Genomic DNA, 12,837 nt, shown 5'->3' with positions numbered 1-12,837 from the left:
TCAAGGAAGGGGATTTCTGGCTCAGGCTGCCTCTCGGACCGGCGGTCCAGGAGGTCTTGCGCCCTCGACACCAGCCGGGTTGAGACCAGCCCGGACGAGCATCACGCGTGCAGAGTTCTTGTCCCTGGGGGATACGGCTCCGCAGGTGGTGCAGGTGTACGTACGTTCCGAAAGAGGAAGTGCGTGCTTGGTTCTCGCTCCGCACGATGCGCAGTCCATGGTGGTGTGCGCGGGGTTCACGAGGCGGACGTCCCGCCCGTGCTTGCGGCCCATCTCCAGCAGGGCCTGCTTCGTTGCGCCGATCGCAGCGTCGGCCGCCTTGCGCGCCATGGTCGACTTTGCGAGGAACTTCGGGCGGAAGTCCTCGACGGCGATGGCGTCGTGGTCGCGGACCACGGACTTGGCCCATTTACGGGCGGTGTCCTGTCGCTGCCGGGCCACCTTCTTGTGGAGCTTCGCCGTCTGCTTCCTCGCCTGACGGTAGCCCTTGGAGGCTGCCTGTCCTGTGGCAGGACGGCGGCGGGCCATCATCCGTTGGTAACGGGTCAGCTTCGCCTGAGCGTTTCGCCCGTGCTGGGCGTGGGGAAGGTCGTGGGTGCCGCTGGTCGTGGTGGCGGTCTCCTTCACGCCCCAGTCGATCCCGAGCACCGCACCGGTCTCCGGCAGGGGTTCCGCTTCGGCGGGGACGACGAACGAGGCGTGCCAGTGGCCCAGAGTGTCCTGGTACACGCGCACGCTGGACGCCGCGGCGGGCAGCTCTCGCGACCACACCACGGTCAAGAAGATGCCGCCCGCGAGGTGCAGACCGCCGTCCTTGAGACGGAACCCGCGCCGGGTGTAGTTCGGTGTGGGCAGCGCCACACGCTTCTTCTTGTACTTCGGCATTCCGGCCCGGCGATGCATGGGCAGCCGGTCATTGATGTCCTTCAGCGCTTTCGTCCGGGACTTGGCGAAGTCCCGGACGAGCTGCTGCTGCGGTACCGAGGAGCCCTCGGCCAGCCACGGGATGCGGGCGCGGGCCTCGGTCAGCATCTTGTCGAGATGCGCCGGACCACACGTCACTTTCTCGCCCGTCGCCCGGTTGAGCGCGTGCACGGCCTTCGACTTCGCCACGCACTCGTTCCAGATCCACCGGCAGCGGTCCCACTCAGCGTCCAGAGCGGCGCGGGCGGTCGACGACACGCGCAGCCGGTAGGTAAACCGGGCGTGCCCGGCGACCTCCGAGACCTGAAGTGTCGTCATGACGCTATGCTAATACTGCAATTCGGGGCATGGATCATGAATTGCACATCACGCTCAAATTGCCTGCCGACCTTCGCACATGGCTGGTCGCTCAAGGTAGGAACACCAGCAGACTCCTCAACCCCGAGATCCCGCACGTCTTTGAGGTCGGGCGCGGCGACGTCCCGGAAGACGACGAATCGCCTTGAGGGCGATTGTTCTTTCCCTGTCCTGCTCGGCAGGAGCCCGATTCCTCTCCAGTCTCCAGGCCGGGGCATCCTCGAAGGCATCAGGTGACACCCCCGAAGGCACCGAAGCAGGACCGCAGCCGTGCCACGCGCCTGCGCCTCCTCGAAGCCGCGGTCGCCTGCCTCGCCGACCACGGCTGGGCGGGCTCCACGGTCTCCGTCGTCGCCGAACGTGCCGGCGTCTCGCGCGGCGCTGCCCAGCACCACTTCCCGACCCGCGAGGACCTGTTCACCGCGGCCGTCGAGTACGTCGCAGAGGAACGCTCCGCCGCCCTGCGCGCACTGCCGGTCCAGGGCCGCAAGGAGGTCGTCGCCGCGCTCGTCGACCTCTATACGGGCCCGCTCTTCCGGGCCGCGCTCCAGCTCTGGGTCGCCGCGTCCAACGAGGAACAGCTCCGTCCCCGCGTCACCGAGCTCGAAGCCCGCGTCGGCCGCGAGACCCACCGCATCGCGGTGGAACTCCTCGGCGCGGACGAGGAGAGGCCGGGGGTACGCGAGACGGTCCAGGGCCTCCTGGACATGGCCCGCGGCCTCGGCCTCGCCAACGTGCTGACCGACGACGCGGCACGCCGCCGCAGGGTCGTCACCCAGTGGGCGGCGCTGCTGGACGGGGCGCTGGGGTGAGGGGGCCGGGCCGGGGTCAGAACCCGTCGGCCCAGCCGAACGCCGCTCTGTAGCGCCGTGAACATGCCGAACCAGCAGAGGAGGACCAGGGCGACGGCGACGATGCCGGCACGGAGGTGAGCAGGACCCAAGTCCACGGGCGCCGAGCTGCGACGAGCCCTGCGCTGGGCCCGCTCCGCCGCGAAGCGCTGGTCGCGGACTGCCTGAGGCTCGTTCTCGTCAAAGGTCACCTGGTCCCCCGGGATGCGGTCGACGGTGCGCGTCGGCGACCAGAGTCTCACCGATACCCTTTCCCGACCCGAACAGGCCAGGGAGGTCCCGCACCATGAGCAGCACGCCGCCGCCGTTTCCCGCCCGGATCGAGCTCACGGGGGAAGGTCTCGTCCTGCGCGACTGGACGGAGGCGGACCTGGCCGCGATGCCGGACCTCTTCGACCACCTCGACGTCGCGTACTGGACACCGATCGTCTCGCCCTTCGGCGAAGAGGCTGCCCGCGCTCGGCTGGACAAGGCCCGGCAGCTGCGGCGGGAGGGCACGACGATTCTGCTGGCCATCTCCACCGACGGCGGCGCCGCACTCGGCGAGGTGATGCTGCGGCGCGCCCCCGAGGGCAACGAGATCGGTTACGCGGTCGGCCCGGCACACCGAGGCCAGGGCCTGGCCGCGCGGGCGGTGCGGGTGATGGCCGCGTACGCCTTCGAGGAACTGGGCGTGGAGCAGGTGATCCTGGAGCTGGAGGCCGAGAACGCGTCCAGCGTCGCGGTGGCGGAGAAGACGGGCTTCCGCCTGCTCGACGTGCCACTGATCGACGGCGAGGAGAAGGGACGGCCGATCGTCCTGCAGACGTGGGGCCTGGACCGCCCCTGACGCGTACGGGGCGCATGGGTCGTGAGGTTCCGTGAAGTTCCGCGAAGTCCGGTGGAGAGCGGGGGCGGGACATGACCACGTACGAGACGATGTCGTTCCACCTGGAGACCGAGCGGCTGATCCTGCGGCCGTGGGCCGATTCGGACGCCGCTGAGCTCCGTAGTCTTCGCTCCGAACGCGGCGAGGGGACGTCCACGCTCGAGTACACCCGGGCACTCATCGCGAAGCTGCTCACCGCGACGGAGACGACAGGGATCGCCCTGCTGCCCATCCAGCGCCGCGACGAGGGCGACTTCATCGGGTACTGCGGGCTGATCATCGGCCGCTCCACCCTGGAGGAGCCCGAGATCGCGTACGAGCTGTTCCAGCGGGTGCACGGCCACGGTTACGCCACCGAGGCGGCCCGTGCGGTGCTCGACGCCGCTGCGGCGACCGGGCGGGAGCGGCTCGGCGCGACCGTCGACGCGGGGAACGCACCGTCGTTCCGTGTCCTTGAGAGGCTCGGGTTCGAGCGGGACCGCGTTTCCATGGAGGACAAGGGCGAAGTGGTCTGGCTGACACGCTCGTTGCGGTGAGGCCTGGTGGCGTGCGTGCGCGCTCACCGTCCATCCGCCCGTACAAATTTCTTGTACGGGTCGCCGAGGTATGAAGTACGGGTCCGGGTGGGGAGCGGGCATCGTATGCACCCCAGGAATCGGCAGCGCAGGAACGCGTCGGCCATGAAGCTCGTAGGCAAGCTCGTCGGCGTGTCCCGCGTCGCGGCCGGCCTCACCCAGGCCCAACTGGCCGATGCGGTGGGGATCCAGGTGGAGACGGTCGCATCGATCGAGCAGGGTCGCCGTGCGCTCCTCCCCGATCTGGCGCGCAGGCTGGACGAACTCCTCGACACGAAGGGCGCGTTGTCCACAGCGGTGGAGAACATGCCGGAGGTCGACCTCGTCCCGGCCTGGGCCGAGCAGTACATGGATCTGGAGCGGACGGCCCTGGCCCTGTCCTGGTACGACAATCAGGTCCTGCCCGGCCTGCTCCAGACCGCGGCCTACGCACGGGCGGTGTTCCGTAACCGGGTCCCCGTGTTCAGCGAGGAGAAGATCGCGGTGCAGACCGCGTCCCGGCTGGAACGCCAGGAGATCCTGCACCGCCCCGCGCCGCCGACGATCAGTTTCGTCATCTGGGAGCCGGTGGTGATGCTCCAACTCCTCGACGACGAGGGGCACGCGGAGCAGCTGCGCCACCTGTGCGCGTGTGCGTCGCTTCCGGGCGTCAGCCTCCAGATTCTGCCGCTCAGCCACCGCACGCACGCGGGGCTGGACGGCCCCTTCACGCTGCTGGAAACGCCCGACTATCAGCACGTCGCCTACTCCGAGACGCAGCGCGGCAGTCTGCTCGTCGCCGACCCCGATGAGATCAGCGTCCTGTCCCAGAAATATGCGATGCTGCGAGCTCAGGCCCTCAGCCCCGAAGACACCCTGGGCCTGTTGGGCCGTCTGCTGGGAGAGCAATGAGCACTGCACGCGCGTGGTTCAAGTCCAGCTACAGCAGCGACGAGGACGGGCAGTGCCTCGAAGTCGCCTACGAGTGGCGGAAGTCCAGCTACAGCGGCAGCGAAGGCGGCCAGTGCGTCGAGGTCGCCGCCCACCCCGCCGCCGTACACGTCCGCGACTCCAAGAACCCCGAGGGTCCGGCCCTCGCGCTCCCGCCCGCCGCCTGGGCCGCCTTCACCGCACACGTGGGCCGCTGAGGAACCGGGGGAGACGTGGGGGACTACTTCCAGACGATCGTCGACCTCGACGCCACCGAGCAGGACGCACAGGAGCTCGGGGCCCGGGTCCTGGACTGGCTGATCGCGGAAGGCATCGTGGCCGCCGAGCGCACCGACTGCGTCCTGGGCGGTGACGGATACGGCCACGCGCCCGGCCCGCACTTCACCAAGGCCGTCGATGACCCGGACCCGGTCGACCTGTGGTCCAACGGGCTCCACGTCCAGACCGGCCGTACGGTCTTCGACAGCGGCCAGGGAGACGCGGGCGCGGCCACCTGCCCGCTCTGCCGGACGGAGATCCGGCTGGTCGACGAGGTGTGGGAGCCCATCGAGTCCGCCTGGGACCCCTTCGAGGGGCGGTTCCAGGAGTGGGCCGAGGAAGGTGGCGACGGGATCGTGCACTGCCCGTCCTGCGCCCGGCCGTCCGGGATCGACCGGTGGAGCTGGGAGGACGACTACTACGCGTGCGGGCAGCTCGGGTTCACGTTCTGGGGCTGGGCGGAGCTCACATCCGACTTCGTCCGTGAGGTCGGCCGCAGGCTGGGCGGCCACCGCACCGTGCTCCTGGCCGGAAAGCTGTAGAGCGCGGGCCGGCCGCTGGCCGGGCATTTCCGTCAAGGACGGGATGCCCGGCGCCCGGACACGGGAAAAGGTGGTCAGCTGGTCCAGAGGACCGGGCTGTCGCTGTACGCGTCACCCTCCTCGAACGAGGCAGCCGTGGTGCGCGGTGGGCGGCGGACCGCCGCCGCACCGCCGTTTCCGGCCCTCTTCTGCCAGGAGTGTCAGTTCCCCATGTTCGCGATCTGGTCGTACCCGCCGATCTCACGCGGATCGCGCGAGCCAGGACCGATGTACGTGGCGGACGGCCGGACCAGCCGGCCCGTGCGCTTCTGCTCCAGGATGTGCGCCGACCAGCCCGCCGTACGGGCACAGGTGAACATCGACGTGAACATGTGCGCCGGAACCTCCGCGAAGTCCAGGACGATCGCCGCCCAGAACTCCACGTTGGTCGCCAGCACCCGGTCGGGGCGCCGTGCGTGCAGCTCCTCCAGCGCGGCCTTCTCCAGGGCCTCGGCGACCTCGAAGCGCGGGGCGGCCAGCTCCCTCGCCGTACGCCGCAGGACGCGGGCACGCGGGTCCTCCGCGCGGTACACGCGGTGCCCGAAGCCCATCAGCCGCTCGCCCTTGTCCAGGGCCTGCTTCACGTACGCCGACGCGTCACCGGTCCGCTCGATCTCCTCGATCATGCCGAGGACCCGGGACGGGGCGCCGCCGTGCAGCGGGCCCGACATCGCGCCCACCGCGCCGGACAGCGCGGCCGCCACGTCCGCGCCGGTGGAGGCGATGACGCGGGCGGTGAAGGTGGAGGCGTTCATGCCGTGCTCGGCGGCGGAGGTCCAGTAGGCGTCGACGGCCTTGACGTGCTTGGGGTCCGGCTCACCGCGCCAGCGGATCATGAAGCGCTCGACGACGGACTCCGCCTTGTCGATCTCGCTCTGCGGCACCATCGCGTGCCCCTGCCCGCGCGCCGACTGGGCGACGTACGACAGGGCCATCACGGCGGCCCGCGCGAGATCGTCGCGCGCGGTCCGCTCATCGATGTCCAGCAGCGGTTTGAGACCCCACACGGGGGCGAGCATCGCCAGGGCGGACTGCACGTCCACCCGGATGTCGCCGGAGTGCACGGGGATCGGGAACGGCTCGGCGGGCGGCAGACCGGGGTTGAACGCCCCGTCCACCAGCAGGCCCCACACGTTGCCGAAGGAGACCTGACCGACGAGGTCCTCGATGTCGACACCGCGGTAGCGGAGCGAGCCGCCCTCCTTGTCGGGTTCGGCGATCTCCGTTTCGAACGCGACGACTCCCTCGAGTCCGGGTACGAAGGCGGACATGGGGCGGCTCCCTCAGTTCGGCGGCTGGTTCGGCGGCTGCTGCGGCGACTGGTTCCGGAACGCCGGCTGTGCGTCGGCGGTACGTCGCTGTACGAAGGCCACAGGGCCTTGCCCCAAGATATTGGCGGGTTCCCACGATGCGGGGAAGCGTGACATCCGGCACAGGACCCCATTTCGCCGACGGACGGTTACGGCCCCTCCCCGCCGGGCACACTCGGTCCCTGCGGCAGGATGGCCCCGTGCCCACCCCAGACTCCTCACCCTCCTCCGCTCGCACCCCTCGTTTCGATTGCACCACCGATCCGGCCGTGATGCGCGAGCACTACCGTTCCGAGGACTTCACCGAGAAGGACCTCGCCGCCGATCCGATGGACCAGTTCGCCCACTGGTTCAGCCAGGTCGCAGCGGGCGGTGTGCTCCACGAGCCGAACGCGATGGTGGTCTCCACGGCCACACCCGAGGGCCGCCCGTCCTCGCGCACGGTGCTGCTCAAGCAGTACGACGACCGGGGTTTCGTCTTCTACACGAACTACGGCTCCCGCAAGGGCGGCGAACTGGCCGCCAACCCGTACGTCTCGCTGCTCTTCCCCTGGCACCCGATGGCCCGCCAGGTCATCGTCACCGGCAGCGCGGCACGCGTGAGCCGGGAAGAGACGGTCGCCTACTTCCGCACCCGCCCGCACGGCTCCCAGCTCGGCGCCTGGGCGAGTGACCAGTCCACGGTGATCGGTTCACGCGCGGAGCTCGTCGAGCGCTACGAGGAACTGGCCGCCCGCTACCCGGAGGGCGAGAAGGTCCCGGCGCCCCCGCACTGGGGCGGCTTCCGCGTCGTGCCGGACTCGATCGAGTTCTGGCAGGGCCACGCGAACCGTCTCCACGACCGCCTGCGCTACGTGCGCTCCACGGAGGACCCGGCGGCCTGGAACGTCGAACGTCTCTGCCCGTAGGCACCGGCTTTCCCGCCCCGGACACGCAGAAACCCGCAGGCTCTGGTCCCTCCTTGCGGAGGAGCCGGCCGGACTTACCGGCGAGCCTGCGGGTCGGTGACTGCTTGGGATTGGGCCGGTGACCGGCCTGCACTGCAAAAGAGCGCGACGAACGGGCGTCAGCCCGCAGTCACCTCACGAGTCCGAAAAGAAATCACTTTCGGCGCACCTCCCTTCTGTGTGCTTGCAGCCTAGGAACATCCGGGCAGCGCCTCAACCCATTTATTCGACCGAGCGACCGGCGGGCGGTCCTCCCCCGGCCCGTTTCGGGACGCCGGTGTCCGGGGCGAATATCAGGGAAGGGGATGTGTCCTGAGTCACGTTCGAGTTGAATGGTGTGACGTGCAGCCGACGCGAACACGTACTGCAGGGGGTACGGAGTGAGTGCTTCCAGGACCAGTGGGACCACCGACGCCCTCGGGCCCGACGAGGACCCGGTGAACGAGTCCCCGGGGACTTCGGCAGCCGAGGCGATGCCCGGCTCGGAGCTGCTCGCGGCTCTGCTCGACGGGATGGACGCCGCGCTCTGCGCCTTCGACGCGGACGGCACGATCACCCACTGGAACCGCGAGGCCGAACGCATCCTCGGCTGGAGCGCCCAGGAGGCCGTCGGACGCCACGGATTCGCCGGCTGGGCGGTGCGCAGCGCGGACGCGGCCGACGTACAGGCCCGGCTCATGGCCGCCATGGACGCCCCCGGCCGTCAGGTCAACGAGTTCGCGCTGCTGCGCAAGGACGGCGGGCGCGTGCTCGTACGGACCCAGTCGGCCGGGGTGCGCGGCGCCGAGGAAAGGCCCGCCGGGGTGTACTGCGCGTTCAGCGAGGTGCACGCGCAGATCGACCTTGAGCGGGCGATCGCGCTCAGCGAGGCGCTGCTCGACGACGCGGCGTGGGGTGTCGTCCTCGTCGACGTCGATCTGCGCCCCACCGTCGTCAACTCCCTCGCGGCCCGGGCGCTCGGCGGGGACCGCGCGGCGCTGCTGGGCCGCCCGCTCGGCGAGCTGATCGTGCAGGGTGTGGAGGACCTGGAGGGGTCGCTGCACCACGTCCTGGCCGAGGGTCCGCCGCCCGCGCCCGCCGAGCTCTGGGTGACGCTGCGGACCCCGGAGGGGGACCGGCGGCGCTGCTGGCGCAACGGATTCCTGCGGCTGGCCTCACCGCTCGCGGAGGAACCGGTCCCGCTCGGGGTCGGCTGGCTGTTCCAGGACGTGACGGCGGCGAAACTGGCCGAACAGGAGGCGGACCGGCTGCGGTTCAGGACGAACCAGCTGCACAGGGCCGCGGGTTCGGCGGCCGAGTGCGAGGACCCGATGGAGGCGGCGACGTCCACGCTGGACTACGCCCTGGCCGGGTTCGCCGACCACGTGGTGGTGGACCTGCTGCCGTCCGACGACGCCCCGCTTCCCGTACGCACGCTCTCGACACCCGCGGAGGGCCCCGGACCCTGCCTGCCGGTCTCCGGCGGTGGGGTCCCGGTGCGCTACGCGACGGGGCACCCGGCCCTCCAGTCACTGGACCGCGAGGGCTCGGTCCGGGCCAGCGCCGGTGGCGGCGCCGAGACCTGGGCGCTGGAACGTCAGTGGCCCAGGGACTCCGTGCACGCCCTGTGCGTGGTGCTGCGCAGCCGGGGCCGGACGCTCGGGGTGGTCACTTTCCTGCGTACGGCCCACCGCACCGCCTTCGAACGCCCGGACGCGGCGTACGCGGAGACGGTGGCCGCGAGAGTGGCCGCGGCCGTGGACCTGGCCCGTCTGATCTGAGCCCGTGCGCCTCTGGACCCGGCCCGTACGCTCCGGGCCCGCGCGCCCTCGGGCCGGCCTGTCAGTGGCGGTAGAAGATCCGGTCCGCGTACTCCGTCATCACGCGCCCGTTCCACTCGTGCCCGCCGTCGACGTTTCCCGACCGCAGCATCGGCGGCTCGATGCCCCGCGCCACCAGCGCCTCCGCCGCAGCCGCCATCATGGCCTGCATCACCGCACTGGTGACCACGGTCGACGCGGGCGCGAACGGCGCCTCGACGCCCGGCGCCGTCAGTTCCGCGTCGCCGATCGGGATCTTGCTGTCGAGCACGATGTCGCAGTGGTCGCGCAGGAAGCCGCCCGACGTGTGCCGGGACTTCGTCCCCTCCGCGTAGGCCACGGACGTGACCCCGATCACCGTCAGGCCGAGAGCGCGCGCGTTCTGCGCCATCTCCACCGGCAGCGAATTGCGCCCGGAGAGCGAGATGACCACGAGGAGGTCGCCCGAGCGTGCGGGGCTTGAGTCCAGTACCGCTCCCGCCAGCCCGTCCACCCGCTCCAGGGCCGAACCCAGCGTCGCCGGCATGACGTCGACGCCCAGCGTGCCGGGCACGGCGAGCAGGTTCATCAGGGCCAGGCCACCCGCCCGGTAGACGACGTCCTGCGCGGCGAGCGACGAGTGCCCGGCGCCGAACGCGAAGAGCCGGCCGCCCGAGGCGACCGTATCGGCGATCGCGGCGCCGGCGGCGGCGATGCTCCCGGACTCCTCGTCGCGTACGCGCTCCAGCAGGCCGATCGCTGCGTCGAAGAACTGACCGGCCAACGTGCTGTCGCTCATCGAGGAGGGCCTTTCAGCGGGAGGGAATGTCCGTGCCGCCGATCACGTTGCGGTCTGGACCAGTTACCTGTCAATACCGCGAAGGGCCCTGTGGCGCACGCTCTTCGGCCGGCGCGGCACGGTTGTCGGCTGTATGCGTCAGAATTGGTGCAGGGCCATCGCACGACGACTTCATGTCACAGCATCGAGGGGCACGTATGTCCGGACTGATCGATACCACGGAGATGTATCTCCGCACCATCCTCGAGCTCGAAGAGGAAGGCGTCGTCCCTATGCGCGCCCGGATCGCTGAACGGCTGGACCAGAGCGGTCCGACGGTCAGCCAGACGGTGGCGCGGATGGAACGCGACGGGCTGGTCCAGGTCGCGGGTGACCGCCATCTGGAACTGACCGAGGAGGGCCGCCGCCTCGCGACCCGCGTCATGCGCAAGCACCGGCTCGCCGAGTGCCTGCTCGTCGACGTCATCGGCCTGGAGTGGGAGCAGGTCCACGCGGAGGCCTGCCGCTGGGAGCACGTCATGAGCGAGGCGGTGGAGCGCCGGGTGCTGGAGTTGCTGCGGCACCCCACGGAGTCTCCGTACGGGAATCCGATCCCGGGTCTTGAGGAGCTGGGCGAGAAGGCCGAGGCCGATCCGTTCCTGGACGCCAGCATGGTGAGCCTGGCCGAGCTGGACCCGGGCACCGACGGCAAGACCGTCGTGGTGCGCCGGATCGGTGAGCCGATCCAGACCGACGCCCAGCTGATGTACACGCTGAGGCGCGCGGGTGTGCAGCCCGGCTCGGTGGTCAGCGTGACGGCGTCGCCCGGCGGCGTGCTGGTCGGCTCCAGTGGCGAGGCGGCCGAGCTGGACGACGAGGTCGCTTCGCACGTCTTCGTAGCGAAGCGCTGACCTGGCGCCGGACAGGCGCTGAGCAGGTGTTGTCCAAGCGCTGAGTACATGTCTCACCGGGGCGCGGGCCAGGTGGGAAAGGGGCGCGGAGCGTGTCCCGGAGCGGTGGCGTGGCGGTACGGCGACGGTTTGCCGGAGGTTCGGTGACCGGACCGTAACGCCCGCTTTCTGTTTTCCGTCCGGAATTGCAGCGCCCGGACGGATCGCGTGCCAGGCTGTGGCCAGGCATATGACCTGAGGGTGTCGGCGGGATCGATTCGGTCCGGGCCGCGCGGTCGGGGAGGGAGCAGGGAATGCGCCCGTCGTACTGGCACGTGCGCCGCGAGGTGTCCGCCGCACTCATGGACGCCCGCGTTCTCGCAGGGACACGAGCAGGACGGGCACGAACGCCGCTGGAGAGCGCCCGGCCCCCGGTCGTGACGGCCCCGGCCGCCCTCCTGCCCGACCGGGCCGCCGTCCGCGGCGTCGGAACACCCCGCTCCACAACGGGGGCGGGCCCCGGCGCCCATGAGCACCGGAGCCCGTCCTCCCCTTCGCCGATCCGGAGCCCCGAGCTCTCAAGATCGGCCTCGACGGACCGTTGTCCCCGAGCGGCCCGCCCCCCGCAGAAGATCTCCCCAGGGCGGACGGTGCCAATCCTTGGGCGTGGTCACTCGAACGAGGGGTGTTGTGAGCCAGAACGCGGTTTTCGAATAAGAGTTCGATAGCCTGGCGTGACGCGACCACGGGTGACCGAGAACGAGAAGGGGGTGCCAGGGCTATGGTGCGGCGCATCGATGTGACGGGCTACGACGGGGTGCGTCTCGCGGCGTGGGAGTTCGCCGATCCGCCCAAGGAACACGCGGAGGCGGCGCGTGCGCCGGGGATCTTAATGCTGCACGGGCTGATGGGGCGGGCCGCCCACTGGGCCTCCACGGCCCGCTGGCTCGCCGAGCGCCACCGGGCCTTCGGGCTCGATCAGCGCGGACACGGCCGCAGCGACAAGCCGGCCGAAGGCCCGTTCTCACGCGATGCCTACGTCGCGGATGCCGAGGCCGCCATCGAACAGCTCGGTCTCGCCCCCGTCACCCTCATCGGACATTCGATGGGCGCCCTCACTGCCTGGCAACTCGCCGCGAAGCGCCCCGATCTCGTCCGGGCCCTGGTCATCTGCGACATGCGGGCCTCCGCCCTCGGCGCCGCCTCCCAGCGGGAATGGGAGGACTGGTTCAACGCCTGGCCCGTCCCCTTCGCGACCCTCGCCGACGTGCGCAAGTGGTTCGGCGAGGACGACCCCTGGGTGGAGCGGCCCAATCCCGCCCGTGGCGAGTTCTTCGCCGAGGTGATGGCGGAGCGGGCCGACGGCTGGCGCCCCGTCTTCTCCCGCCGGCAGATGCTGGAGTCCCGCGCGACCTGGGTCTACGAGGCGCACTGGGACGAGCTGGCCCAGGTCCGCTGCCCTGCCCTGGTCCTGCGCGGCATCGACGGCGAGCTGGGGAGGGCCGAGGCCCAGGAGATGGTCCGCGTCCTGCCGCGCGGGCAGTACGCGGAGGTCGCGGACGCCGGCCATCTCGTCCACTACGACCGGCCGGAGGGCTGGCGGGCCGCCGTGGAGCCCTTCCTGGAGCAGCTCGCCGAGGACACCCGGGACAACCGCGAACCGGTCTCGCCATGACGACACCGGACCGGGCGGCACACGCGCCGGGCCGGGCGGTGTGACCGCGCCGGTTCCGGCGTACGCCCTGCCGCGACTCCCGCCCGACCCCCATGCATCAAGCCTGACCCCACCG

Annotated in this window: 14 protein-coding genes; 11 read left to right on the top strand and 3 right to left on the bottom strand. The window is 70.7% G+C overall.

What is annotated here, in order from left to right; all coding sequences use genetic code 11:
• Nucleotides 1-21: 21 nt before the first annotated feature.
• On the bottom strand, nt 22-1,242 hold the full coding sequence (locus AB0C82_RS05490) for a transposase (protein ID WP_362836476.1): 1,221 nt from the start codon (nt 1,240-1,242) through the stop codon (nt 22-24).
• 29 nt (nt 1,243-1,271) lie between these two features.
• On the opposite strand from AB0C82_RS05490, the gene AB0C82_RS05485 reads away from it, so the two are divergent.
• The 7 genes from AB0C82_RS05485 (at nt 1,272) to AB0C82_RS05455 (ending at nt 5,305) form a co-directional block, all read left to right on the top strand.
• Nucleotides 1,272-1,430 carry a hypothetical protein gene (locus AB0C82_RS05485; protein ID WP_362836474.1) on the top strand — a complete coding sequence of 53 codons (159 nt, stop codon included), beginning with the start codon at nt 1,272-1,274 and terminating at the stop codon, nt 1,428-1,430.
• 84 nt (nt 1,431-1,514) lie between these two features.
• Nucleotides 1,515-2,093, top strand: coding sequence for a TetR/AcrR family transcriptional regulator (locus tag AB0C82_RS05480; RefSeq protein ID WP_362836472.1), 579 nt, complete (start codon nt 1,515-1,517; stop codon nt 2,091-2,093).
• A 325-nt stretch (nt 2,094-2,418) separates the two neighbouring features.
• Nucleotides 2,419-2,961, top strand: a complete 543-nt coding sequence (locus AB0C82_RS05475) for a GNAT family N-acetyltransferase (protein ID WP_362836470.1) — start codon at nt 2,419-2,421, stop codon at nt 2,959-2,961.
• Between the two features lie 71 nt (nt 2,962-3,032).
• Nucleotides 3,033-3,536: a GNAT family N-acetyltransferase gene (locus AB0C82_RS05470; RefSeq protein ID WP_362836468.1), complete on the top strand. Its 504-nt coding sequence runs from the start codon at nt 3,033-3,035 to the stop codon at nt 3,534-3,536.
• 144 nt (nt 3,537-3,680) lie between these two features.
• The gene (locus tag AB0C82_RS05465; RefSeq protein WP_362836466.1) at nt 3,681-4,466 is read left to right on the top strand and encodes a helix-turn-helix transcriptional regulator; all 786 of its coding nucleotides are present in this window, start codon (nt 3,681-3,683) and stop codon (nt 4,464-4,466) included.
• On the top strand, nt 4,463-4,702 hold the full coding sequence (locus AB0C82_RS05460; RefSeq protein WP_362836464.1) for a DUF397 domain-containing protein: 240 nt from the start codon (nt 4,463-4,465) through the stop codon (nt 4,700-4,702). The genes AB0C82_RS05465 and AB0C82_RS05460 overlap by 4 nt, the downstream gene beginning before the upstream one ends.
• Nucleotides 4,703-4,717: 15 nt before the next feature.
• Nucleotides 4,718-5,305, top strand: a complete 588-nt coding sequence (locus tag AB0C82_RS05455) for a hypothetical protein (protein WP_362836462.1) — start codon at nt 4,718-4,720, stop codon at nt 5,303-5,305.
• 200 nt (nt 5,306-5,505) lie between these two features.
• On the opposite strand, the gene AB0C82_RS05450 is transcribed toward AB0C82_RS05455, so the two are convergent.
• Nucleotides 5,506-6,615: a citrate synthase 2 gene (locus AB0C82_RS05450; protein WP_362836460.1), complete on the bottom strand. Its 1,110-nt coding sequence runs from the start codon at nt 6,613-6,615 to the stop codon at nt 5,506-5,508.
• Nucleotides 6,616-6,926: 311 nt separating this feature from the next.
• Here AB0C82_RS05450 and pdxH point away from each other — a divergent pair, with 311 nt between their 5' ends.
• Entirely contained in the window at nt 6,927-7,562 is a 636-nt protein-coding gene (gene pdxH, locus AB0C82_RS05445; RefSeq protein ID WP_362837073.1) for a pyridoxamine 5'-phosphate oxidase, read from the top strand.
• 419 nt (nt 7,563-7,981) lie between these two features.
• Nucleotides 7,982-9,361, top strand: coding sequence for a PAS domain-containing protein (locus tag AB0C82_RS05440; RefSeq protein ID WP_362836458.1), 1,380 nt, complete (start codon nt 7,982-7,984; stop codon nt 9,359-9,361).
• A gap of 61 nt (nt 9,362-9,422) precedes the next feature.
• Here the strand turns inward: AB0C82_RS05440 and AB0C82_RS05435 are convergent, their stop codons facing one another.
• Nucleotides 9,423-10,178: an SIS domain-containing protein gene (locus tag AB0C82_RS05435; protein ID WP_362836456.1), complete on the bottom strand. Its 756-nt coding sequence runs from the start codon at nt 10,176-10,178 to the stop codon at nt 9,423-9,425.
• Nucleotides 10,179-10,375: 197 nt separating this feature from the next.
• Between AB0C82_RS05435 and AB0C82_RS05430 the strand changes: the two genes are divergently transcribed.
• A complete protein-coding gene (locus tag AB0C82_RS05430) occupies nt 10,376-11,068 on the top strand; it encodes a metal-dependent transcriptional regulator (RefSeq protein WP_362836454.1) in 693 nt (230 codons plus the stop codon).
• A 760-nt stretch (nt 11,069-11,828) separates the two neighbouring features.
• Nucleotides 11,829-12,722: an alpha/beta hydrolase gene (locus AB0C82_RS05425; RefSeq protein WP_362836452.1), complete on the top strand. Its 894-nt coding sequence runs from the start codon at nt 11,829-11,831 to the stop codon at nt 12,720-12,722.
• Nucleotides 12,723-12,837: the final 115 nt, after the last annotated feature.

The organism is Streptomyces sp. NPDC048560, from assembly GCF_040650955.1.
In the GTDB taxonomy this organism is placed as follows: Bacteria; Actinomycetota; Actinomycetes; order Streptomycetales; family Streptomycetaceae; genus Streptomyces.
This window is presented reverse-complemented; position numbering and strand designations above follow the sequence as displayed.